Genomic DNA, 23783 nt, shown 5'->3' with positions numbered 1-23783 from the left:
GAGTGCCATCGTGTTCGGTAAGCGTAGTGGAAATGATAGTGATACGCGGGTATTGAAGCCCGCCGTTCAGGCGCCGGAGCCGGCTTCGGCGCCTGCGCCTTCGCGCGAGATGGCCGCGCCGGTCGTCCCGTCGCCCCCAATCGCGCCCATGAAGGCGCCACCGCCCGCGCCCGCCATGGAGGCGCGGCGGTCCGACAATTACTACCAGGTCAAGGCGACCATCTTCGGCGCCCTGATCGAGGCGATCGACCTTGCCCAGCTCGCCAAGCTCGACGGCGAGTCCGCGCGCGAGGAAATCCGCGACATCGTCAACGAGATCATCGCGATCAAGAACATCGTGATGTCGATTGCCGAGCAGGAAGAGCTGCTCGACGACATCTGCAACGACGTGCTCGGCTACGGCCCGCTGGAACCTCTGCTGTCACGCGACGACATCGCCGACATCATGGTCAACGGCGCCGGCACGGTGTTCATCGAAGTCGCCGGCAAGATCCAGAAGACCGGGATCCGCTTTCGCGACAACCAGCAGCTGCTCAACATCTGCCAGCGCATCGTCAGCCAGGTCGGCCGGCGCGTCGACGAATCCTCGCCGATTTGCGACGCCCGCCTCGCCGACGGCTCCCGCGTCAACGCCATCGTGCCGCCGCTGGCGATCGACGGGCCCGCACTCACCATTCGTAAGTTCAAGAAGGACAAGCTGACGCTCGACCAGCTGGTCAAGTTCGGCGCGATCTCGCCGGAAGGCGCGCAGATCCTGCAGATCATCGGCCGCGTCCGCTGCAACGTCCTGATCTCTGGCGGTACCGGCTCGGGCAAGACCACGCTGTTGAACTGCCTGACCCAGTTCATCGAGCATGACGAGCGCGTCATCACCTGCGAAGACGCCGCCGAACTTCAGCTGCAGCAGCCTCACGTGGTGCGGCTGGAAACCCGTCCGCCCAACATCGAAGGCGAAGGCCAGGTGACGATGCGCGAACTGGTCCGCAACTGCCTGCGTATGCGGCCCGAACGCATCATCGTCGGCGAAGTCCGCGGACCCGAGGCATTCGACCTGCTGCAGGCCATGAACACGGGCCACGACGGCTCGATGGGAACGCTGCACGCCAACAACCCGCGCGAAGCCCTGTCACGCTGCGAATCCATGATCACGATGGGCGGCTTCTCGCTGCCCTCACGCACCATCCGCGAGATGATCTGCGCCTCGATCGACGTCATCGTACAAGCTGCGCGTTTGCGCGACGGTTCGCGCCGCATCACCCACATCACCGAGGTGATGGGCATGGAAGGCGACACCATCATCACCCAGGACGTATTCCTCTACGACATGGTCGGCGAAGACGCGAACGGCAAGATCATAGGGCGGCACCGCTCGACCGGGATCGGACGTCCGCGGTTCTGGGAGCGCGCGCGATATTTCGGCGAAGAGAAGCGGCTTGCGGCCGCGCTCGACGCCGCCGAAGTCATCGAGAACACGTGAGGAGTCCATGAGCATGCAGGCGCTCGCACTGGCGTTTCTCGCCGCTACCACCATTGGCGGCCTGGCCTGGGTATTCATCTATCCGTCGCTGTCGGGCCAGAGGAAGGCCGAATCCCGCCGCGCCTCGATCGCGCGTTCCGACGCTCCGACGCGCCAGGCCGAGAAAAGCCAGCGCTCGCGCCGTGAACAGGTCGAGGGATCGCTGAAGGAACTCGACGCCCGACGCAAGAAGGAGAAGTCCGTCCCGCTCGCCACCCGTCTTGCCCAGGCCGGGTTGGGATCCTGGACGCCCCAGAAATTCTGGATCGTGTCCGGCATTTCCGGCGCAGTCGGCTTCGTGCTCGCCTTTATGATCGGCGGCCACCCGCTGGGCGCCGCCGTGATGGCTTTCGGCACCGGCCTCGGCCTGCCGCGCTGGGTCCTGGGCTTTCTCAAGAAGCGCCGCGAGAAGGCGTTCCTGAAGGCGCTGCCCGACGCCGTCGACGTCATCGTGCGAGGCATCAAGGCCGGTCTACCGCTGTTCGAATCGATCAAGGTGGTGGCGGCCGATTCACCCGAGCCGCTGAAGAGCGAATTCAACGCCATCATCGAAACCCAGACCATCGGCATGCCGCTCGGCGAGGCCTGCACGCGGCTGTATGAGCGGATGCCGTTGCCGGAGGCGAACTTCTTCGGCATCGTGGTCGCGATTCAGCAGAAGTCGGGCGGCAACCTGTCGGAAGCGCTCGGCAACCTCTCCAAGGTGCTGCGCGATCGCAAGAAGATGGGGGAGAAGATCAAGGCGATGTCGACGGAAGCCAAGGCCTCCGCGGGCATCATCGGCTCGCTGCCGCCGATCGTGATGCTGCTGGTCTGGATGTCGACGCCCGACTACATCGCGCTGCTTTGGACCCATCAAATCGGTCAGTTCATGCTGGTGTGCTGCGTCGGCTGGATGACGATCGGCGTCCTTGTGATGAAAAAAATGATCAATTTCGACTTCTGACGGTGCAGCCATGATTGATTTTCTCATCACCAAGATGCACGACGCGCGGTTCATGACGATGCTGCTTGCCGCCATCGCGGCAAGCGCGACCGCCTATACGCTCATCATGCCGCTGCTTGCCGGTGAAGGCCTCTCCAAGCGCATGAAGGCCGTTGCCAGCGAGCGCGAACGGCTCCGGCAGCGCGAGCGCGACCGCCTCGCCAAATCGGAAAAGGTGTCGCTACGGCAAACCCCGAAGCAGCTCGTTTCCAAGGTGGTAGAAGATTTCAACCTGACCAAATGGCTGGCGCAGGAAGCCGCGCGCGACAAGCTGATCATGGCCGGCTATCGCGGCCACGCGCCCTACGTCACGTTCCTGTTTGCCCGCGCGGTGACACCGATCGTGCTGTTTATCGGCGCGGTCCTCTACGTGTTCGTGATCACCCACATGGACAAATCGCTGACGGTCAAGCTCGGCATCTGCGTCGCCGCCGCCTATCTCGGGCTGCAGGCCCCGATGCTGTTCCTGAAGAACGCCATCAGCAAGCGCCAGCTCTCGATCAGGCGCGCCTTTCCCGACGCACTCGACCTGCTGCTGATCTGCATCGAGTCCGGCATGTCGGTCGAAGTCGCCTTCCGCAAGGTCTCCAACGAAATTGCAACGCAGTCAATCGCGCTGTCGGAGGAATTCTCGCTGACCACGGCCGAATTGTCGTACCTGCAGGACCGCAAGGTGGCTTATGAGAACCTCGCCAAGCGCACCGGCCTCGAGGGCGTGAAATCGGTCTGCCTGGCGCTGATGCAGTCGGAACGCTACGGCACCCCGCTGGGCCAGAGCCTGCGCGTAATGGCGCAGGAAAACCGCGACATGCGGATGAACGAGGCCGAAAAGAAGGCGGCCGCGCTGCCGCCGAAGCTGACCGTGCCCATGATCCTGTTCTTCCTGCCGTGCCTGTTCATCGTCATTCTCGGACCGACCTACATCAAGATCCAGATGATGCCGTAAGGCGAGCGCGGGAGGGGCTTAACCCCTAACGCTTTCGTAATGGCCGGGCCTGTCCCGGCCATTTACGTTTCTTGCCTGCCGATGAAAAATACCTGGATGCCCGTCCCAAGGCTGGGCACGACAACCCCCGCGGAAGATCGGCAGCAATTTTGAGTTAGAGGCTGAGGTGCGCTTGAGAGCGCGAATGCCCCGGCGACCAGTGCGCCTCGGCGATGACGGCTCGCGCCTTGGCTTGGGTGAGAAAATTCAGTCGGGCCGGTTGAGGGCTGCGACCGGGACGGTCGCCTTGTTGCCGGGAGGACGCGAATTGTCCTTGTCCTTGCGGCTCAGCATTTCCCGCAAGTAGGCCACGTTGGCGGTCGCCTCGTCGGCGGGCAGATCGCCCTTGGCGATGGTCTCGGCTTCCGCGAAACGGCCCTGCAGGCCGACCACGAGCGCCAGGTTCTGCCGCACCCTTGCGTCGGCGCGGGGATTGGAATGGGCGCGCCGCAGCGTTTCCTCGGCCTGCGGCAACTCCCGGGTCAGCATGTAGGACAGGCCGAGATTGGACAGCACCGAAGGCTCTTCCGGCACGATCTTCAGCGCGGCCGCGTAATAGCCGCGGGCCTCCTCGTGCTTGGCCATCTTGTCGAGCGTGGTGCCCTGCACCGAAAGAATGCGCCAATCGGGATTGGCGGGCGAATGGGCGCGGCTCAGCACGTCGAAGGCCGCCTGCGAGCTACCGTTGTCGGCGAGCGCGCGGCCGTAAGCGGCAAGCAGCGCCTTGTTGCCGGGATTGGCGATGGTGGCCTGTTCGAGCACGGCGGCGGCCTGCGCCCGCTGGCCGGTGGCGCGCAGTGCCTGGCCATATCCCATTGCCGCCTCGGCGTCCTTGGGATTGGCGCGATGGCGCTCGCCATACACCTCGACCGCGCGGCGCGGATCGTCGGGAACGGCCTGTGCGCTGGGAGACGATGAGAGTCAGCGACCCTGTTATGTCGGACATGGTCTGACAGCCGCCAAGGCCCGCGGCGATAACCGCTGTCACGGCCGCGGAGGCGAGGAACCGAGCGAGGGACCCGGCAAGAGACCCGGCATGGCTGGACTGTCGACGCATGGCACTTCAACTCACGGAAAAGGCTGACGAATGAAGCCGAACGCGCCAGCAATAGACTGTTAACCCTAACGGCGGGTTAATCGGCCGTGCTATGCCCTTCGAGCACCACCCCGCCCGTCCCCTTCCGCGAGACCCGCATGCAATCCCCGTTCGAGACCACGCCCAACGCCGCTGCCATTCCGATCATTTTCGCCACCAAAACGACATGGGCCGGAATCGCCGGCGAGCTTCCCGAGCAGGCCCGGCAGTTTGCGGCAGCCAACGACTTCACCGCCAAGCCCGGCAAATGCCTGACGCTGCCCGCGCCCGACGGGAAGATCGCGCAGGTCGTTTTCGGCCTCGAGGACGAGAGCAGCAAATCCCCGCGACCTGTTCAGGCCCGGCGCCCTGCCCGGCCTGCTGCCGCCGGGCGTCTATCGATTTGCCAACGCGCCGCATGATGTGCGCCTCGCGACGCTGGCCTTTGCCCTTGGGACCTATCGGTTCGGTCGCTATCGCAAGGCGGATCGACCCGACGTCCGGCTGGTGCCGCCTGACGGCATCGACGTGGCCGATGTCGCGCGGATGGCGGAGGCGGCAGCACTGGCGCGCGACCTGATCAATACGCCATCGAACGATATGGGCCCGGAAGAACTGGCGCAGGCGGCGCAAGCGTTGGCGACGCGGTACGGCGCCCAGTTCAACTGCATCGTCGGCGACGAACTCGTGAAGCAGAACTTTCCGCTGATCCACGCCGTCGGCATGGCCTCGACACGTGCCCCGCGCCTGATCGATCTGAGCTGGGGCGATCCCGCCAACCCCAGGGTGACTTTGGTCGGCAAGGGTGTCTGCTTCGACACCGGCGGCCTCGATCTGAAGCCGTCCAGCGGCATGCTGATCATGAAAAAGGACATGGGCGGCGCCGCCAACGTGCTGGCGCTGGCGCAGATGGTGATGGATGCCAAGCTGAAGGTCCGGCTGCGCGTGCTGATCCCCGCGGTCGAGAACGCGGTGGCCGGCAACGCCTTCCGCCCGCTCGACATCTTCAAGTCGCGCAAGGGACCGACGGTCGAAATCGGCAACACCGATGCCGAAGGGCGGCTGGTGCTGGCGGACGCGCTGGCGCTGGCGGATGAAGAAAAACCGGATCTGCTGGTGGATCTGGGCACGCTGACGGGCGCGGCGCGGGTGGCGCTGGGACCGGATTTACCGCCCTTTTACACCCATGATGAGACACTCGCCCAAGCCGTTGCCGCCCACGCAAAAGGGGAGAACGACCCGTTGTGGCGAATGCCGCTGTGGCCGCCCTATGATTCGTGGCTGGATTCGAAGACAGCCGACATCAACAACGCGCCTTCCGGCGGCTTTGCCGGCTCGATCACCTGCGCACTGTTCCTGCAGCGCTTCGTTACCGAAGCAAAGAGCTGGCTGCATGTCGATATCTACGGCTGGACGCCTTCCGCAAAACCCGCGCGTCCCGAAGGCGGCGAATGCCAGGCCGCGCGCGCCATCTACAAGCTGCTGAGCGAACGCTATGGATGATCCCCGCCTGACGCCGGCACGGCCCGAAGTCGCGGCCAAATACCTTGAAGGCAAGGTGAAGGCCGCGCGCTTCGTCGAGGGCGAGGAATTTGGCGTGCGCGACGCCATCGCGCCAATGCGCGAGGCGCCGTCGGCAGATGCCATGCTGTCGACGCAAGCACTGATGGGCGAGCGCGTCACCATCTACGATCGTGACAGTGAAGGCTTTGCCTGGGGCCAATTGAACGGCGACGGCTATGTCGGATGGATTCCGGATGCCGCCCTGGTCAGGCCCGCTGCAGCTCCGACCCACAAGGTCACGGCGTTGCGGACGTTCGCGTTCCCGGGCCCGTCGATCAAGCTGCCGCCGGTCGAGACGCTGGCGATGGGCGCGCGCGTCACGGTTGCCCGTGAAGACGGCGCGTTCGCCGTAACGGGCGAGGGCTGGTATCTGCCGCGACGGCATGTCGGCAGCCTCGAGGCGATGGAAAAGGATTTCGTCGCGGTCGCCGAACGCTTCGTCGGCACGCCCTATCTCTGGGGCGGCAAGAGCTCGCTCGGCATCGATTGCTCCGGCCTTGTCCAGGTATCTCTGAACGCCGCCGGCACCGGCTGCCCGCGCGACAGCGACATGCAGCAGGACGGCCTCGGGCGGGCGCTGAATGCCGCCGAGATGAAGAAATTGCAACGCGGCGATCTGATCTTCTGGAAAGGCCATGTCGCGATCGTGCGCGACGCCGACAGCATGGTTCACGCCAATGCGCATCACATGGCGACCGTGATCGAAAACACGCGAGAGGCGATGGCACGGATCAAGGCGGCGGGCAGCGAAGTCACGGCGATCAAGCGGCTGTAGAACCGTCCCATCGTCATCACCCGCGAAGCCGGGTGATCCAGTATTCCAGAGAACCAGCGATTGAACCGAGAAGCCGCGGCGTACTGGATACCCCCGCCTTCGCGGGGTATGACGAGTGTTACTTGTGACGACTGTTACTGTAGGTCCGGCACGGCCTCGATCCGGAACGCGGCGGCGAACAGCGCGCGGGTGTAGTCGCTCTTCGGATTCTTGAAGAGCTCGGCGGCCGGCCCCTCCTCCACCACCTTGCCGTGGCGCATCACGATCAAATGGCTGGCGAGCGAGGCCACCACCCGCAAATCATGCGAGATGAACATGTAGGTCAGGTCGCGCTTGCGCTGCAGCTCGCGCAACAAATCGACCATCTGCGCCTGGAACAGCATGTCGAGCGCGCTCGTCGGCTCGTCCAGCACGACGAAGTTCGGCTCCAGCACCACCGCACGCGCGATCGAGATGCGCTGGCGCTGGCCGCCGGAGAATTCATGCGGATAGCGGAAGCGCGTCTCCGGATCGAGGCCGACATCCCTCAGCGCCTTGACGACGCGCGTATCGCGCTCTTCATACGACAGCGACTTCTGATGCACGCTCAAGCCTTCGGCGACGATATCGCCGACCGACATGCGCGGGCTCAACGCGCCGAACGGGTCCTGAAACACGATCTGCATGTCGCGGCGGAACGGCAGCATGTCTTTGAAGCGCAGGCCCTGGATGTTGCTGCCGAGGAACACGATCGGGCCATCCGAAGAGATCAGCCGGAGCAGCGCCAGCCCCAGCGTGGTCTTGCCGGAGCCGGATTCGCCGACCACGCCGAGCGTCTCGCCCTTGCGCACCGCAACACTGACGCCATCCACCGCCTTGATGTGGCCGACGGTCGAGCGCAACAGCCCACGCTTGATCGGAAACCAGACCTTCAAATTGTCGGCCGACATCACCACCGGCGCTTCGGGCCGCGGCGGCGCCGGGTCCGGCTTCGGTTCGGCCGCCAGCAGCGCACGGGTATAGGCGTGTTTCGGGGCTGTAAAAACCTCCTCGACCGGCCCCTGCTCGACGATCTTGCCCGAGTTCATCACGCAGACGACGTCGGCGATGCGGCGGACGATGCCGAGATCGTGGGTGATGAACAGCATGCTCATCCCGAGCCGGGACCTGATCTCGGCAAGCAATGCCAGGATCTGGGCCTGCACGGTGACGTCGAGCGCGGTGGTCGGCTCGTCCGCGATCAGAAGATCCGGCTCGTTGGCGAGCGCCATCGCGATCATGACCCGCTGGCGCTGGCCGCCGGACAATTGATGGGGATAGCTCTTCAGCCGGGTTTCGGGATCGGGAATGCCAACCTGCGTCAAGAGCTCCAGGGTGCGCGCCCGCGCCATCTGCCCGCGGATGCCGCTGTGCAGGAGCAGGATCTCGCCGATCTGCGCCTCGATCGTGTGCAGCGGATTGAGCGAGGTCATCGGCTCCTGAAAGATGATCGAGATATCGTTGCCGCGGATCTCGCGCATCTCGCTTTCCGCCGCCGTCAGCAGCTCGTGGCCGCGGAAGCGGATGTGGCCGGAAGGATGCGAGGCGCTGGGATACGGCAACAGCTTCAGGATCGACAATGCGCTGACGGATTTTCCGGAGCCGGACTCGCCTACCAGCGCCACGCATTCGCCGCGCTTGACGGAAAACGAGACATGATCGACCGCGAGCGTATCGCCGAACGCCACCGAGAGGTCGCTGACATCGAGCAGGGGCTGATTGATGGCGTCCATGCCCGGCCCTACCTGAACGTCTTGCGTGGATCGAAAGCGTCGCGCGCGGCTTCGCCGATGAAGATCAGCAGCGACAGCATGATCGCGACCGAGAAGAAGCCGGTGAAGCCGAGCCACGGCGCCTGCACGTTGGCCTTGCCCTGCGCCAGCAACTCGCCGAGCGACGGCGAACCCGGCGGCAAGCCGAAGCCAAGGAAATCCAGCGCCGTCAGCGTCATCACCGAGGACGACACGATGAATGGCAGGAAGGTCATGGTCGCCACCATCGCGTTCGGCAACAGATGACGGAACATGATGGTGGCATTAGAGACGCCGAGCGCCCGCGCCGCCTGGATATATTCAAAATTTCGGCCGCGCAGGAATTCGGCGCGCACGAGGCCGACCAGCGACACCCAGGAGAACAGCAGCAGAATGCCGAGCAGGATGAAGAAGCCCGGCGGCAGCACCGCCGATATGATCAAGAGCAGATAAAGCGAGGGGATCGCGGTCCAGATTTCGATAAACCGCTGGAAGGAGAGATCGATCCAGCCGCCGAAATAGCCCTGCACGCCACCGGCGGCGATGCCGATCATCGAGGAGAGGATGGTGAGCGTCAGTCCGAACAGCACCGAAATGCGGAACCCGTAGATCAGGCGCGCGAGCACGTCGCGGCTCTGGTCGTCGGTGCCGAGCCAATTGTATTCGAGGTCGCTGCAGCTCTTGAGACCCTTCTTCTTCACCACCTCCTTGCACTGCTCTTCCGTCAGCATCCAGGTCGGCTTCGACGGCGCCGGGGTCGGCGGATCGAGATTTTGGGTCTTGTAGGAGTAGCGGATCGGCGGCCAGATGATGGTGCCGCCCTTCTCCGCAATCTGCTTCTGCAGATAGGGATCACGATAGTCGGCGGTGGTTTCGAAATCGCCGCCGAAAGTAGTCTCGGAATAGTTGAAGATAACCGGCCAATAAAGCCGGCCGTCATATTTGACGACGAGCGGCTGGTCGTTAGCAATGAAATTGGCAAACAGCGAGACCGTGAAAAGCACGAGGAAGATCCAGAACGACCAATAGCCCCTTCGGTTGGCCTTGAAGTTCTGCCAGCGGCGGCGATTGAGCGGCGACGGCTGGAACGGATGACGCGTGATCGGGACCGCCGCACCGAGCGGCGATTGCGTGGAGGTCTCGACCGGTTGGGGCGCGGTGATTGTCATCAGACCTCCCGCGCCTCGAAATCGATCCGCGGATCGATCCACATGTAAGCGAGGTCGGAGATCAAATTGACCACGAGTCCGATCAGCGAAAAGATGAACAGGGTGCCAAACACGACCGGGTAATCGCGGTTCAAGATGCTCTCAAATCCGAGCAGACCAAGGCCATCGAGCGAGAAGATGGTCTCGATCAACAGCGAGCCGGAAAAGAAGGCGTGAATGAACGCGCTCGGAAAACCCGCGATCACGATCAGCATCGCGTTGCGGAAGATGTGGTAGTACAGCACCTGGCGTTCGCTGCAGCCCTTGGCGCGCGCGGTCATCACATATTGCTTGCGGATCTCGTCGAGGAACGAGTTCTTGGTCAGCAGCGTCATGGTGGCGAACGCGCCGAGCGCCATCGAGACCAGCGGCAGCGTGATGTGCCAGAAATAGTCGATGATCTTCCAGTACCAGGGGAACTGCGCCCAGCCGTCGGAAGTCAGGCCGCGCAGCGGAAAGATGTTGAGGAACGAGCCGCCGGCGAGCAGGATGATCAACAGGATCGCGAACAGGAACCCCGGGATCGCAAAGCCTATGATGATCACCGCCGAGGTCCAGGTGTCGAACTTCGATCCGTCCTGTACGGCCTTGCGGATGCCGAGCGGGATCGAGATCAGATAGGTCAGAAGCATCATCCAGATGCCGAGCGACATCGACACCGGCAGCTTCTCCTTGATCAGCTGGATCACGCTGACGTCGCGGAAATAGCTCTTGCCGAAATCGAAGCGCGAGAAATTCCACACCATCAGCGCGAAACGCTCCGGCGCCGGCTTGTCGAAGCCGAACTGCGCTTCCAGCTTCTTGATGAAGTCAGGATCCAGCCCCTGCGCGCCGCGGTATTTCGAACCGACGGCATCGGCGGACGCGCCGACCTGGCCGCGCGGACCGAAATCGCCGCCGCCGCCCGAAACCCGCGAAGTGCCGCCGGTGTCAGCGCCCGAGAGCTGCGCCAGCACGCGCTCAACCGGCCCGCCCGGCGCGAACTGCACGACGATGAAGGAGACGAACAATATCCCGAGCAGCGTCGGGAACATCAGCAGAATTCGGCGAGCGATATAGCCGGTCATGAATTACTTTGCCTGCTCGAGCTTCGCGGACTTGGCGGCGTCATACCACCAGTTTTCCGGCGCACCGGTGCCTTGCGTGTAGCGTGCCGGCTTGGGCGGATGCGCGAACAGGTCCCAATAGGCGATCGGATGGGTGCTGCGGAACCATTGCGGCACCCAGTAGCGGCCGGCCCGGAACACGCGATCGAGCGCCCGGCATGCGACCGTCAAATCGGTGCGCGTCTCGGCGCCGATGGCCTTGTCGACCAGCGCGTCGATCGCAGGGCTGGCCGCTCCCGCCAGATTGTACGATCCCTTGGTGGCGGCCGCCTGCGACGTAAAGTACGGCCGCAAGCTGTCGCCCGGCGTCGGCGACATGCTCAGGCGCATCATCGCCATATCGAAATCGAAGGCCTCCACCCGCGCGCGGTATTGCACGGCGTCGATCAAGCGGATGCTGGCTTCGATGCCGAGCTGGCCGAGGTTTTTGATGAAGGACGCGTGATGCGGCTGGATCGACGGCTCGTCGATCAGGAACTCGATCGTAAAGATCTCACCGTTCGGCAACAGCCGCTTGCCGTCCTTGATGGGAAGTTTCGCATCCTGCAACAATTGCTGCGCCTTGCGCAGCAGCGCCCGGTCCTGACCCGACCCATCCGATACCGGCGGCACGAACGGCTCGCCAAACACCTCGTCCGGCACCTGCCCGCGGAACGGCTCCAGCAGCTTCAGCTCTTCGGGCGACGGCAGGCCGGTCGCCACCATGTCCGAATTCTGGAACGGCGAAGCCGTGCGCGCATAGGCGCCGTACATCACGGTCTTGTTGGTCCATTCGAAATCGAATGCATTGATGACCGCTTCGCGCACCTTGGGGTCTTTGAACTTGTCGCGGCGGGTGTTGAAGAACCAACCCTGCCCGCCCGACGGCAGTTCATCCGGCAGGATCTCGCGCTTGACGCGGCCGTCCTTGATCGCGGGAAAATCGTAACGGGTGGCCCAGATGCGCGCGGTGAATTCCTCGCGATAAAGATAATTCTTGCCGGTAAAACCTTCGAACGCCACGTCGCGGTCGCGATAGAACTCGTAGCGCACGGTGCCGAAATTGTAGCTGCCGCGGTTGACGGGAAGATCGGCCGCCCAATAATCCTTGACCCGGTCGAATTCGACGTAGCGGTTGATCTCGTACTTGCCGACCTTGTACGGGCCCGAGCCGAGCGGGATTTCGGCGGTCGATTCCTCGAATGGACGCGTCGCGTAATAGGCTTTGGAAAAGATCGGCAAGCCCGCGACATAAAGCGGCACGTCACGCGCGCGATTCGGCGCAAAGATCACGGCCACCGTCGCGTCGTCGAGCACCTCAGCCTTCACGAAGTCGCGCAACTGCACCACGATCAGCGGATGGCCCTTTTCCTTCAAGGTGTTCAGCGAGAAGGCGACATCATGCGCGGTCATTTTCGAGCCGTCATGAAAACGCGCCTCCGGCCGCATCGTGAAGCGGTAGGTGAGCTTGTCCGGCGAAATCCACACCGACTTTGCGGCAAGGCCGTACATCGCGTCGGGCTCGTCGTTTGCACGCGCCATCAGCGTATCAAAAGTCAGCTCCATACCCTTCGCGCCTTCGCCCTTGAGGATGAAGGCGTTGAACGAATTGAAGGTCTGGAAGGACTGATTGTAGGCGCGAACCGACGGGATCGTCGAAAACAAGCCGCCCTTCGGCGCTTCCGGATTGACGTAGTCGAAATGCTTGAAGTCGGCCGGGTATTTCAGGTCGCCGAACACCGACATGCCGTGCATCTCGGTGCCGCCATTGTCGGCGGCGGCGGGACGAAATATGCCAGCGCTCAGCGCACCGATGCCGAGACCGAGCGCGTGTCGACGGTTGAGTAGCGCCATGCGCGATTCCTTCAACTGCGCTTGCCGATCTTGGCTGCCTTGTCGGCATCATACCACCACACCGTCGGGAATCCCGACACGCCGTATTTGGGCAAGGGATCGGGGTGGCTGAAACGATCCCAGCGCGCATAGCGCTGGAAGCCGTAGTTGAATTGTGTGACGCAATAGAAGTTCCAGAGCAGCACGCGGTCCATCGCCTTGCAGGCCGCGATCTGTTCGGCGCGGTTCTTGGCGAAGATGATGCGCTCGATCAGCGCATCGATCGCGGGGTTCTTGATTCCAACCATATTGCGGGAACCAGGCTTGTCCGCCGCTTGCGAGCCGAACCATTCGCGCTGTTCGTTGCCGGGCGACAGCGACTGCGGCCAGACCACGGTGGTCATGTCGAAGTCATAGTCACGCGTGCGGTTTTGAAACTGCACGTCATCGACCCGGCGTATGTTCACGGTGACGCCGAGCCGCTCCAGGGAAGGTTTGTAGAACAAGGAGATTCGCTCGTTGCCTTCGTCGGAACATAGAATCTCGACGCTGACGGGCTGGCCTGACGAATCGACCAGCTTGCGATCGCGGACTTCGAATCCGGCCTCCTTCAACAGCCGCGTCGCTTCGCGCAGATTGTTGCGGACGGCTTCGGGAGTGCCGCTGACGGGATCCTTGTAGGGCGTCGTGAAAACCTCCGGAGGCACCTTGTTGCGCAGCGGCTCCAGCATTTCCAGTTCAAGGCCCTCGGGAAGTCCGGTCGCCATGAAGTCGGGGATGCCATCGAAATAGCTGCTGTCGCGATGGTACTCGCCGGTCGACAAGGTCCGGTTCATCTCTTCGAAGTCGAACGCGTAGTTGAAGGCGCGTCGCAGCCGCACATCCTTGAACAGCGGCCGGCGCAGGTTGAACGCCCAGCCCTGCATCCGCCCCGAACTCAGGACCGGAAACTTTTCCTTGATCACCCGCCCGTCATGCACCGCGGGGAAGTCATAGGCCACCGACCATTCCTTGGCGCTGCGCTCGGCATACCAGTCGAACTGGTCAGCCTTGAAGGCCTGGCGTCCCACGACGTCGTCGCGGAAGAATTCGTAGCGGAGTTCGTCGAAATTGTCCTGGCCGATAGTGTTGGGCAAATCCTTGGCCCAGTAATCCTTGACCCGTTCGAGCACCAGCGACCGGCCGGCGACAAAGTCCTTGATGCGATAGGGCCCCGATCCCAGCGGCGGCTCCAGCGTGGTTGCCGTCACGTCGCGCTTGCGGCCCTGCGCGTCGGTGCCTTCCCACCAGTGCTTCGGCAACACGTTGAGCTGGCCGGTGATCAGGGGAAGTTCACGGTTGCCGGGGCTGTCGAAGAAGAATTTGACGTCGTGGTCACCGACCTTCTCGGCCTTGACGATATGCTGGTAGTAGAAGCGGGCTCTCGGGCTGCTGTTCTTGGACGTTTCAAACGAAAAAATCACGTCTTCCGGGGTCACCGGCTTGCCGTCATGCCAGCGCGCCATCGGGCGCAGGCGATAGATCACATAGGAGAAATCCTCGGGGTAGGTGACGAGTTCGGCCAGCGTGCCGTAATAGCTGTCCGGCTCATCGAGAGCCGGGTCCATCAGCGATTGATAGATTCGCCCCACACCGGCGGGGACCGATCCCTTCAACCCGGCGACCACGATGTTGAAGCTGTCATAGGTGCCAAGCTCGAACAGGCGGGCGACGCCGCCCTTGGGCGCATCCGGATTGACATAGTCGAAGCGCTTGAAGTCGGCAGGGTATTTGATGTCGCCGAAGGTGGAGATCGCATGCCGCCATTTCATCCCGTCCGGCGCGGCTTGCGCCAGCGCGGGCGAGGAAACGCCAATGTTGAGCCCGAGCGCGGGGGCCATGGCGGCTGCGGCAGTGCCTTGCAAAAGATGTCGTCGGGTGATTGCCAAGTGCTCAAATCCTGTTGCTCAAGGGGCCAGCCAGCACCCAATATAAGGCAAGGGTTCGACAAATTACGTTGCTTTTTCCTCATGATATCGACATGGGAACCACGCCGGTGCGGCGAAACGTCCCGATAACAACAACGCGATCAGCATAGACAAACGGCCAGGCAATGCCTGGCCGTCATGTCGTCGCAAAGTCCATGCCGGACTGTCGAAATTTTACTTCGCCGCGGTCGGCAGTGGCTCCGGCTTTTCCGATAGCGAGTTCAAATAGGCGATCACGTCGGCGCGCTCGCTGTCCTTCTGGATACCGGCAAAGCCCATCGCGGTGCCCGGAACAAAGCCCTTGGGATTGGAGATGAACTTGTTGAGGTCGTCAAAGGTCCAGGTGCCGCCCTTGCCCTTCATGGCGGCCGAGAAATTGAACCCGCCGCGGCCTGCGCCCTTCGGCTCGTTGACGACGCCATAGAGATTAGGACCGACGCGATTCGGGCCGCCCTTCTCGAAGGTGTGGCAAGCGGCGCACTTCTTGGCGGCGCCGGCGCCCTTCTCGACGGAGGCGGTCTGCAGCAGCTTCTCGATCGGCTCGGAGGGAGCTGCGGCTTCCTTGGCGCCGCCGTGCGAGGCGTCTTCCTTCACGGCAATCTCGAAGCCCGGCTTCTCCAGCGGCTTGGGCGTGAAAATCGCATGAGCGGCAAAGCTCGTCACCAGAACGAGAATGCAGGTGCCGAGGAGGGCACCGAGAATCTTGTTGAGTTCGAAGGAGTCCATAGTGGGATCAGGCTCCAGGCCGGAAAGGTCGACTGAAGGCCGGCAGACGGCCGCGGGTGCGCATCAGGAATCAGCCTTTCGCGCCGCACCCTCAGCAGGGTTGAGATATCGGTTTGCCCGGGCTCTGGCAACCCGTATAAACGCCCCGACTTTCTGCCAGTCCCCCATTATTTCCGGCCTGTTTTTGCTGGCCGGCTGACCTCGTTCCGGATGACCGACACCCGCATTTTGGTACTGATTCCCGCCCGCATGGCGGCGACCCGCCTGCCCGGCAAGCCACTGCTCGACATCGGCGGCCTGCCGATGATCGTCCACGTGCTGCGGCGGGCCGAGGAGGCCAAGATCGGCCGGGTGGCGGTCGCCACCGACACGCCGGAAATCGCGGCCGCCGTGAGGGCCGCCGGCGGCGAGGTGGTGATAACGCGGGCCGATCACCCCTCCGGCTCCGACCGGATCCATGAGGCGATGCGGACGATCGATCCCGGTGGCCGGGCCGAAATTGTGGTCAACCTGCAGGGCGACTTTCCCACGATCACGCCGGACACCATCCGTGCCGCGCTGCCGCCGCTCGACGACCCCGCCGTCGACATTGCGACGCTGGCCTCGCAGATCCATACCGCGGAAGAGGACCTCGCCCCCAGCGTGGTGAAGGCGGTCGGCTCCCCGATCGGCCCGAACCGGCTCCGAGCGCTCTATTTCACCCGCGCCACGGCGCCCCATGGCGACGGCCCCCGCTATCATCACATCGGCCTCTACGCCTACCGCCGCGCCGCGCTGGAACGGTTCGTGACGCTGCCCCCCTCTCCGCTGGAGCAGCAGGAGAAGCTAGAGCAGCTGCGCGCGCTGGAGGCCGGGATGCGGATCGACATCGCGATCGTCGACAGCGTCCCCCGCGGCGTCGACACCCCAGCCGACCTCGAAACCGCCCGGCACATATTAGAGCCCCGTTCAAGTTGAACGAGGCTCTACCCTTTTGTTTTGACGCGTTTTCTTCACGCGAACCGGCCTCCACTTCGCTCGAAAACGCTATAGCCAAAGCCTAACCGGCTGCTAAAAGGCCCGCCATGACCAAGAAACTCAAAATCGCATTCCAGGGCGAGCCTGGCGCCAATTCCCATATCGCCATCGTCGAGGCCTATCCCGACGCCGAGCCGTTGCCGTGCGCGACGTTCGAGGACGCGCTGTCGGCCATTTCCTCGGGCGAGGCCGATCTCGGCATGATCCCGATCGAGAATTCGGTCGCGGGGCGGGTCGCCGACATCCATCATTTGCTGCCGGCCTCCGGCCTGTTCATCGTCGGCGAATGGTTTTTGCCGATCCGCCACCAGTTGATGGCCGTGCGCGGGACAAAGCTCACCGACATCAAGACGGTGGAGAGCCATGTCCACGCGCTTGGTCAATGTCGGCGCATCATCCGCAAGCTCGGCATCAAGCCGATCGTCGCAGCCGATACCGCCGGCAGCGCGCGCGATGTCTCCGAGCGTGGGGACAAGGCCGTTGCCGCGATCGCCTCGCGCCTTGCCGCGAAAATCTATGGCCTCGATATTCTGGCCGAGGACGTCGAGGACGAGGCCCACAACACCACGCGCTTCGTGGTGCTGGCACGCGACCAGAAATGGGCCGACCAGGATTCGGGGCCGCTGGTCACGACTTTTGTTTTCCGGGTACGCAACCTGCCGGCCGCGCTCTACAAGGCGCTCGGCGGCTTCGCCACCAACGGCGTCAACATGACGAAATTGGAAAGCTACATGGTCGACGGCGAATTCTCCGCCACGCAATTCTATGCCGACGTCGACGGCCATCCCGAGGACAAGGGCCTCGCCTTTGCGCTGGAAGAATTGAAGTTCTTCTCGCGCGAATTCCGCATCGTCGGCGTGTATCCCGGCCATCCGTTCCGGGCGACGTTCAGCGGGGCGCAGGATTAGATTAGGTGCAGGCAGTCTCTCAACATGTCGTCCCTGCGAACGCAGGGACCCATAGCCACCGAACGCAGTTGCGTTAGAAGGTATTGGCGATACTGCTCTATCGATAGATCACGCGGTATTGGGTCCCTGCGTGCGCAGGGACGACAGCTTTATGCCGCCGCCTTCTTCCCCAGACCAAATGCATCGGCCAACAGGCTATACGATTGCTTCCGCGCGTCGTGGTCGTACACCGCCGTAATGATCATCAACTCATCCGGCTTGCCTGCCGTGATCATCGGCTGCAGCTTCGCCATGATGGTCGCGGGGCTGCCGACGAACAGCCGCGAGCGGTTGCGCGCGATCGAGGCGCGCTCGGCGTCGCTGTAATTATAGGCCAGCGCTTCCTCGACGCTCGGCAACGGCAGGTATTGCCCGCGGTCGCGGCGCAGGCGGTTGAGGTCCATCGAGGAAGCGATTTTCTCGGCTTCCACATCGGTTTCGGCGGCGACCACTGCGATGGCGAGGATGCCGTGCGGGGTCTCCCGCCAGCCGGACGGCTTGAAGTGGTCGCGGTAATTGGTCATCGCAGCGACCGCGTCATAGGACGCGAAATGATGCGCAAACGCGAAGCCCATGCCGACTTGCGCCGCCAGCTCCGAACTGTAGTCGCTCGAGCCGAGCAGCCAGATCGGCGGCAGCGGCGTATCATCCGGCATCGCCACCACATTGTTGTAGGGATGGCCGGCGGGAAAATCGCGGGTCTCCCACAACACCAGTTCACTTAAGCGCTCGAGGAAATCATCGCCCTCGCGGCGGTCGAGCCGGCTGCGCAGCGCATGCGCCGTGGCACCGTCGGTGCCGGGCGCGCGGCCGAGGCCGAGGTCGATGCGGCCGGGAAACAGCGCCTCCAGCATCTTGAAGCGTTCGGCCACCACCAGCGGTGCATGGTTGGGCAGCATCACGCCGCCGGAGCCGACGCGGATGTTTTTCGTCACCGCCGCGATCTGGCCGATCATCAGGTCGGGCGCGGGGCTCGCCACCGAGGCCAGATTGTGGTGCTCGGCAAGCCAGTAGCGGACAAAGCCGAGGCCATCGACATGGCGGGCCAGATCGATGCTGTTCTGCAGCGCGTGGGCCGGCCGGGTGCCTGTGGTGACGACGGAGAGGTCGAGGACTGAAAGCGGGATCATCGCGCTAAACTAGTGCGACACGCGAGGGCTACAAAGGCCTGGTCGGCGCAGAGCAGGCCCGCGCCTGTTGGGAAAGGGAGCGGCAGAGCATACCCTTGAGTGGGACAAGATATAACAATTTCACTACACTCTCTTCTTGCCCACTAGCCACAACGCCACTTGCGGAAACCATTACACCACTAACTATATGAATAAAATTACAAAAATTACTAAAGCGCACCGCCCACCGCTATTCTTTTGAAGTCTATATTTCACACAATTTTGCACCTATTGGGCCATTTCCCACGGCCGATGGGCTGTTTGGCCGGCCCCGTTTGGCCTATTTTAGATCCTCGTTGCTAGGCCTGATGCCTGCCCCTCCTTTCGGAGCTTTGTGAAGTGCCATGACCGAAGTTACGCCCCCTGCCTTCGACGGCCATCGCGCGCTGCATTCACCCAGGATTTCCTTCGAGTTCTTTCCGCCCAAGACGGAAGAGATGGAGCGGAGCCTGTGGGAGACGATCAACCGGCTGGCGCCGCTGACGCCGAATTTCGTCTCCGTCACCTATGGCGCCGGGGGCTCGACCCGGGAACGTACTCATTCGACCATCGCCCGCATCCTGAGAGAGACAAGCCTGACACCGGCCGCGCATCTGACCTGCGTCGGCGCGCCGAAGGACGAGATCGACGACGTGGTGGCGCGCTATCACGAGATCGGCGTCCGCCACATCGTCGCGCTGCGCGGCGATCCCACCACCGGCATCGGCACCGCCTACCGCGCCCACCCGGACGGCTATCAGACCTCGCCCGACCTGATCGAAGGCATCAAGAAGCGCTATCCCGATATCGAAATCTCGGTCTCGGCCTATCCCGAGAAGCACCCCGAGAGCCCCGATCTGGATGCCGATATCGACACGCTGAAGGCCAAGGTCGATGCCGGCGCGACGCGTGCCATCACGCAGGTGTTCTTCGATAACGACCTCTACTTCCGCTACCTCGATCGTGTCCGTGCCCGTGGCATCGATATCCCGGTCGTCCCCGGCATCATGCCGATGCATAATTTCAAGCAGGCGCGGAACTTCGTGACCCGAGCCGGCACCACCGTGCCGACCTGGCTGGCGGACAAGTTCGACGGCCTCGACGACGACGCCGAGACGCGCAAGCTCGTCGCCGCGACCGTCGCGGCCGGCCAGGTGCAAAAGCTCGCCAAGCACGGCGTCGATACCTTTCATTTCTACACCATGAACCGCGCGGACCTCGTGTTCGCGATCAGCCATCTCCTGGGAATTCGTCCCAATGGCGCACAGAAAGCCGCCTGATCCGATGACCGCCAAGATTTCGCACAAGCGCACCGCGCTGCTCGCTGCCGCCCGCGAACGTATCCTGGTGCTCGACGGTGCCATGGGCACCATGATCCAGGGCCTGCAGTATGACGAAGCTGCGTTTCGGGGGCAGCGCTTTGCGGATTTCCATCGCGATGTCCGCGGCAACAACGATCTTTTGATCCTGACGCAGCCGAAGGCGATCGAGGACATCCACGCCGATTACCTGCGCGCCGGCGCCGACATCGTCGCGACCAACACGTTCTCCTCGACCTCGATCGCGCAAGCCGACTACGACATGTCGGACCTCGCTTACGAACTGAACCGCGACGGTGCAAAACTCGCCCGCGCCGCCGCCGAGCGTGTCAGCGCTGAAGACGGCAAACCGCGTTTCGTTGCAGGCGCGCTGGGCCCGACCAATCGGACGGCTTCGATCTCGCCCGACGTTTCCAACCCCGGCTATCGCGCCGTCACCTTCGACGATCTGCGTAAGTCCTATGGCGAACAGATCAACGGCCTGCTCGACGGCGGCGTCGACATGCTGCTGGTCGAAACCATTTTTGACACGCTGAACGCCAAGGCGGCGCTGTACGCGATTTCGGAAATCACCGAGGAACGCGGCATCGACGTGCCCGTGATGATCTCGGGCACCATCACCGACAAATCCGGCCGCCTGCTGTCGGGACAATTGCCGGAAGCGTTCTGGAATTCGGTGCGGCACGCCAAGCCGATCACCATCGGCTTCAACTGCGCACTCGGCGCCGAAGATTTGCGCGCCCACATCGCGGACATCGGCCGCGTCGCGGATACACTCGTTTGCGCCTATCCGAACGCCGGCCTGCCCAATGAGTTCGGCCAGTACGACGAGAGCCCGGAATACATGGCGCGCCTGATCGGCGAGTTTGCCGAGTCCGGCCTCGTCAATGTCGTCGGCGGTTGCTGCGGCACCACGCCGGACCATATCGCAGCGATCGCCGCCGCGGTCGCCCCGCACAAGCCGCGCGCGATTCCCACGATCGAGCCGCGCCTGCGACTGTCGGGGCTCGAGCCGTTCGAACTGACGCCGGCAATCCCGTTCGTGAACGTCGGCGAGCGCACCAACGTCACCGGCTCGGCGAGATTCCGCAAGCTGGTCACCGCAGGCGATTACACCGCAGCGTTGGCGGTGGCGCGCGACCAGGTCGAGAACGGCGCACAGATCATCGACGTCAACATGGACGAGGGCCTGCTCGACTCTGAAGCCGCGATGGTGACCTTCCTCAACCTCGTCGCTGCCGAACCCGACATCGCGCGCGTGCCCGTGATGGTCGATTCCTCGAAATTCAAGGTAATCGAAGCCGGCCTGAAATGCGTTCAGGGCAAGCCGGTGGTGAACTCGATCTCGATGAAGGAAGGCGTGGAGAAATTCATCCACGAGGCCCGCATCGCGCGCCGCCATGGCGCCGCTGTCGTCGTGATGGCGTTCGACGAGGTCGGACAGGCGGATACGTTTGCGCGCAAGACCGAGATCTGCAAGCGCGCCTACGACATCCTGGTCGACCAGGTCGGTTTTCCGCCTGAGGACATCATCTTCGATCCGAATATCTTTGCGATCGCGACCGGGCTGGAAGAGCACAATAATTACGGCGTCGACTTCATCGAGGCGACGCGCTGGATCCGCCAGAACCTGCCGCATGCGCACATCTCCGGCGGCGTCTCCAATCTCTCGTTCTCGTTCCGCGGCAACGAGCCGGTGCGCGAGGCGATGCATTCGGTGTTTCTCTATCATGCCATCAAGGCCGGCATGGACATGGGCATCGTCAATGCCGGGCAGATGATCGTCTATGACGACATCGACCCCGAGCTGCGGCAGGTGTGCGAAGACGTCATCCTCAACCGCGACCCCGGCGCATCCGAGCGGCTGCTGGCGCTGGCGGAAAAATTCCGCGGCAAGGAGAAGCAGACCAGGGAGCAGGATCTCGCCTGGCGCGAATGGCCGGTCGAAAAGCGACTCTCCCACGCGCTGGTGCACGGCATCACCGAATTCATCGAAGAGGACACCGAGGCCGTACGGCTGACGGTAGAGCGTCCGCTGAACGTGATCGAAGGCCCGCTGATGGCCGGCATGAACATCGTCGGCGACCTCTTCGGCGACGGCAAAATGTTCCTGCCGCAGGTGGTGAAGTCCGCCCGCGTGATGAAGCAGGCGGTCGCCTATCTGATGCCGTTCATGGAAGAAGAGAAGGCGCGCAACCTTGCCAATGGTACGGCTACCGACGGCCGCAACGCCGCCGGCAAGATCGTGCTCGCCACCGTGAAGGGCGACGTCCACGACATCGGCAAGAACATCGTCGGCATCGTGCTGCAATGTAACAATTTCGAGGTGATCGACCTCGGCGTCATGGTGCCCGCCAGCAAGATCATCGAGACCGCCAAAGCGGAAGGCGCTGACATCATCGGGCTATCCGGCCTGATCACCCCCTCGCTCGACGAGATGAGCTTTCTGGCTGGCGAAATGGAGCGGCAGGGCATGAACATGCCGCTGTTGATTGGCGGCGCTACGACGAGCCGCGTCCACACCGCCGTGAAGATCGACCCGAACTACAAGGGCGGGCCGGTGGTGCACGTCAACGACGCCAGCCGCGCCGTCGGCGTCGCGTCCTCGCTGCTCTCACCCGAGCGGCGCGAGGCCTATGCCGCCGACATCCGCGCCGAATACGCCAAGATCTCCGCGGCACATTTCCGCGCCCAGGCCGACAAGAAACGGCTGAAGCTGGCCGACGCCCGCGCCAACGCGGTGAAGGCCGACTTTGCGAAAACGCCGCCGAAGAAGCCGGCATTCCTCGGCATCAAGAGTTTTGACGCCTACGACCTGGCGGAATTGGCCGAATACATCGACTGGACACCGTTCTTCCAGACCTGGGAATTGACCGGACGTTTCCCGGCCATTCTCGACGATCCCAAGATCGGCGAAGTCGCGCGTTCGCTCTATGACGACGCGCGCAAGATGCTCGCTCTCATCGTCAAGGAAAAATGGTTCACCGCGCGAGCCACCGTCGGCTTCTGGCCGGCCAATGCCGATGGCGACGATATCGCCGTCTATGCCGACGACAGCCGCAAGAAGAAAATCGCGACCTTCCACACGCTGCGCCAGCAACTGGAGAAGCGCGAAGGCCGCTTCAACGCCGCGCTGTCGGATTTCATCGCGCCCGCGTCGTCCGGCGTGCCTGATTATATCGGCGCCTTCGTGGTCACGGCCGGGATCGGCGAGGACGTGGTCGCCGACCGTTTCAAGAACGCCAACGACGATTACTCCTCGATCCTGTGCAAGGCACTGGCCGATCGTCTCGCGGAAGCCTTCGCCGAGCGGATGCACCAGCGCGTCCGCAAGGAATTTTGGGGCTACGCGCCGGACGAGGCGTTTGTCCCGGATCAACTGATCCTCGAACAATATGCCGGCATCCGCCCGGCGCCCGGCTATCCCGCGCAGCCCGATCACACCGAGAAGGCGACGCTGTTCCGCCTGCTCGATGCCGAGAACACCGCGGGCGTTGTCCTGACCGAGAGCTTTGCGATGTGGCCGGGCTCGTCGGTGTCGGGGCTTTATTTCTCGCACCCCGAGAGCTTCTATTTCGGCGTCGGCAAGATCGAGCGCGACCAGGTCGAGGACTATGCCGCGCGCAAGGGCATGAGCGTCGCCGAGACCGAGCGCTGGCTGGCGCCGGTGCTGAATTATATTCCGGCGCAGGAACCGGTTGCGGCGAAGGCGCCGGTGGTGGTCGAGGTCGTACCGGCCAACGACGCCACCTCGCATCCGCCCGGTTGCACCTGCGCTGTGCACCTGGCCTGGCGCAAGAAGGCGGTGGGGGCGGGCTAGGTCTCGCCTCAATAAGCGTAGCCCGGATGAAGCAAAGCGTAATCC

At 63.3% G+C, this 23783-nt stretch carries 15 protein-coding genes and 2 pseudogenes; 9 read left to right on the top strand and 8 right to left on the bottom strand.

What is annotated here, in order from left to right; all coding sequences use genetic code 11:
- Positions 1-10 precede the first annotated feature (10 nt).
- The 3 genes from ACVWVY_RS10375 to ACVWVY_RS10365 are packed head-to-tail and all read left to right on the top strand — an operon-like array spanning position 11 to position 3447.
- Entirely contained in the window at positions 11-1477 is a 1467-nt protein-coding gene (locus ACVWVY_RS10375; RefSeq protein ID WP_456626288.1) for a CpaF family protein, read from the top strand.
- A gap of 7 nt (positions 1478-1484) precedes the next feature.
- Positions 1485-2462, top strand: coding sequence for a type II secretion system F family protein (locus tag ACVWVY_RS10370; protein WP_456626287.1), 978 nt, complete (start codon positions 1485-1487; stop codon positions 2460-2462).
- Between the two features lie 10 nt (positions 2463-2472).
- On the top strand, positions 2473-3447 hold the full coding sequence (locus ACVWVY_RS10365; RefSeq protein WP_456626286.1) for a type II secretion system F family protein: 975 nt from the start codon (positions 2473-2475) through the stop codon (positions 3445-3447).
- 246 nt (positions 3448-3693) lie between these two features.
- Here the strand turns inward: ACVWVY_RS10365 and ACVWVY_RS10360 are convergent.
- Positions 3694-4543 (bottom strand): annotated as a pseudogene (locus ACVWVY_RS10360) (tetratricopeptide repeat protein).
- Positions 4544-4680: 137 nt separating this feature from the next.
- Between ACVWVY_RS10360 and ACVWVY_RS10355 the strand changes: the two are divergent.
- Positions 4681-6064, top strand: a pseudogene (locus ACVWVY_RS10355) (leucyl aminopeptidase family protein).
- Positions 6057-6899 carry a C40 family peptidase gene (locus ACVWVY_RS10350; RefSeq protein ID WP_456626285.1) on the top strand — a complete coding sequence of 281 codons (843 nt, stop codon included), beginning with the start codon at positions 6057-6059 and terminating at the stop codon, positions 6897-6899. The pseudogene ACVWVY_RS10355 and the gene ACVWVY_RS10350 overlap by 8 nt, the downstream one beginning before the upstream one ends.
- A gap of 134 nt (positions 6900-7033) precedes the next feature.
- Here the strand turns inward: ACVWVY_RS10350 and ACVWVY_RS10345 are convergent, their stop codons facing one another.
- From ACVWVY_RS10345 to ACVWVY_RS10320, 6 genes are all read right to left on the bottom strand, one after another.
- Positions 7034-8650 (bottom strand): ABC transporter ATP-binding protein, encoded by a 1617-nt coding sequence (locus ACVWVY_RS10345; protein WP_456626284.1) that lies wholly within the window; start codon positions 8648-8650, stop codon positions 7034-7036.
- A gap of 8 nt (positions 8651-8658) precedes the next feature.
- The gene (locus ACVWVY_RS10340) at positions 8659-9837 is read right to left on the bottom strand and encodes an ABC transporter permease (RefSeq protein ID WP_456626283.1); all 1179 of its coding nucleotides are present in this window, start codon (positions 9835-9837) and stop codon (positions 8659-8661) included.
- On the bottom strand, positions 9837-10943 hold the full coding sequence (locus ACVWVY_RS10335; RefSeq protein WP_456626282.1) for a microcin C ABC transporter permease YejB: 1107 nt from the start codon (positions 10941-10943) through the stop codon (positions 9837-9839). Before ACVWVY_RS10335 ends, ACVWVY_RS10340 begins: the two co-directional genes overlap by 1 nt.
- 3 nt (positions 10944-10946) lie before the next feature.
- Complete coding sequence (locus tag ACVWVY_RS10330; RefSeq protein WP_456626281.1) at positions 10947-12815, bottom strand: extracellular solute-binding protein; 1869 nt, start codon at positions 12813-12815, stop codon at positions 10947-10949.
- A gap of 11 nt (positions 12816-12826) precedes the next feature.
- A complete protein-coding gene (locus tag ACVWVY_RS10325) occupies positions 12827-14722 on the bottom strand; it encodes an extracellular solute-binding protein (protein ID WP_456626280.1) in 1896 nt (631 codons plus the stop codon).
- Positions 14723-14935: 213 nt separating this feature from the next.
- Positions 14936-15487: a c-type cytochrome gene (locus ACVWVY_RS10320; RefSeq protein WP_456626279.1), complete on the bottom strand. Its 552-nt coding sequence runs from the start codon at positions 15485-15487 to the stop codon at positions 14936-14938.
- Between the two features lie 210 nt (positions 15488-15697).
- On the opposite strand from ACVWVY_RS10320, the gene ACVWVY_RS10315 reads away from it, so the two are divergent.
- Positions 15698-16444, top strand: coding sequence for a 3-deoxy-manno-octulosonate cytidylyltransferase (locus ACVWVY_RS10315; protein WP_456626278.1), 747 nt, complete (start codon positions 15698-15700; stop codon positions 16442-16444).
- A gap of 107 nt (positions 16445-16551) precedes the next feature.
- The gene (locus ACVWVY_RS10310; RefSeq protein WP_456626277.1) at positions 16552-17412 is read left to right on the top strand and encodes a prephenate dehydratase; all 861 of its coding nucleotides are present in this window, start codon (positions 16552-16554) and stop codon (positions 17410-17412) included.
- A 149-nt stretch (positions 17413-17561) separates the two neighbouring features.
- On the opposite strand, the gene ACVWVY_RS10305 is transcribed toward ACVWVY_RS10310, so the two are convergent.
- On the bottom strand, positions 17562-18581 hold the full coding sequence (locus ACVWVY_RS10305) for an LLM class flavin-dependent oxidoreductase (RefSeq protein WP_456626276.1): 1020 nt from the start codon (positions 18579-18581) through the stop codon (positions 17562-17564).
- A 383-nt stretch (positions 18582-18964) separates the two neighbouring features.
- Between ACVWVY_RS10305 and metF the strand changes: the two genes are divergently transcribed.
- Both metF and metH read left to right on the top strand, forming a co-directional pair.
- A complete protein-coding gene (gene metF, locus ACVWVY_RS10300; RefSeq protein ID WP_456626275.1) occupies positions 18965-19879 on the top strand; it encodes a methylenetetrahydrofolate reductase [NAD(P)H] in 915 nt (304 codons plus the stop codon).
- A gap of 4 nt (positions 19880-19883) precedes the next feature.
- Complete coding sequence (metH, locus tag ACVWVY_RS10295; protein ID WP_456632162.1) at positions 19884-23738, top strand: methionine synthase; 3855 nt, start codon at positions 19884-19886, stop codon at positions 23736-23738.
- Positions 23739-23783 lie beyond the last annotated feature (45 nt).

The sequence above is a fragment of the Bradyrhizobium sp. URHC0002 genome (assembly GCF_054059515.1).
The sequence above is the reverse complement of the archived record's forward strand: the minus strand, read 5'-3'. Positions and strand labels throughout refer to the sequence as shown.

Coding starts and splice junctions, on each gene's coding strand:
- ACVWVY_RS10370 (WP_456626287.1), top strand. CDS start 1,485: ATGAGCATGCAGGCGCTCGCACTGGCGTTTCTCGCCGCTACCACCATT.
- ACVWVY_RS10365 (WP_456626286.1), top strand. CDS start 2,473: ATGATTGATTTTCTCATCACCAAGATGCACGACGCGCGGTTCATGACG.
- ACVWVY_RS10350 (WP_456626285.1), top strand. CDS start 6,057: ATGGATGATCCCCGCCTGACGCCGGCACGGCCCGAAGTCGCGGCCAAA.
- ACVWVY_RS10345 (WP_456626284.1), bottom strand. CDS start 8,650: ATGGACGCCATCAATCAGCCCCTGCTCGATGTCAGCGACCTCTCGGTG.
- ACVWVY_RS10340 (WP_456626283.1), bottom strand. CDS start 9,837: ATGACAATCACCGCGCCCCAACCGGTCGAGACCTCCACGCAATCGCCG.
- ACVWVY_RS10335 (WP_456626282.1), bottom strand. CDS start 10,943: ATGACCGGCTATATCGCTCGCCGAATTCTGCTGATGTTCCCGACGCTG.
- ACVWVY_RS10330 (WP_456626281.1), bottom strand. CDS start 12,815: ATGGCGCTACTCAACCGTCGACACGCGCTCGGTCTCGGCATCGGTGCG.
- ACVWVY_RS10320 (WP_456626279.1), bottom strand. CDS start 15,487: ATGGACTCCTTCGAACTCAACAAGATTCTCGGTGCCCTCCTCGGCACC.
- ACVWVY_RS10315 (WP_456626278.1), top strand. CDS start 15,698: ATGACCGACACCCGCATTTTGGTACTGATTCCCGCCCGCATGGCGGCG.
- ACVWVY_RS10310 (WP_456626277.1), top strand. CDS start 16,552: ATGACCAAGAAACTCAAAATCGCATTCCAGGGCGAGCCTGGCGCCAAT.
- ACVWVY_RS10305 (WP_456626276.1), bottom strand. CDS start 18,581: ATGATCCCGCTTTCAGTCCTCGACCTCTCCGTCGTCACCACAGGCACC.
- metF (WP_456626275.1), top strand. CDS start 18,965: ATGACCGAAGTTACGCCCCCTGCCTTCGACGGCCATCGCGCGCTGCAT.
- metH (WP_456632162.1), top strand. CDS start 19,884: ATGACCGCCAAGATTTCGCACAAGCGCACCGCGCTGCTCGCTGCCGCC.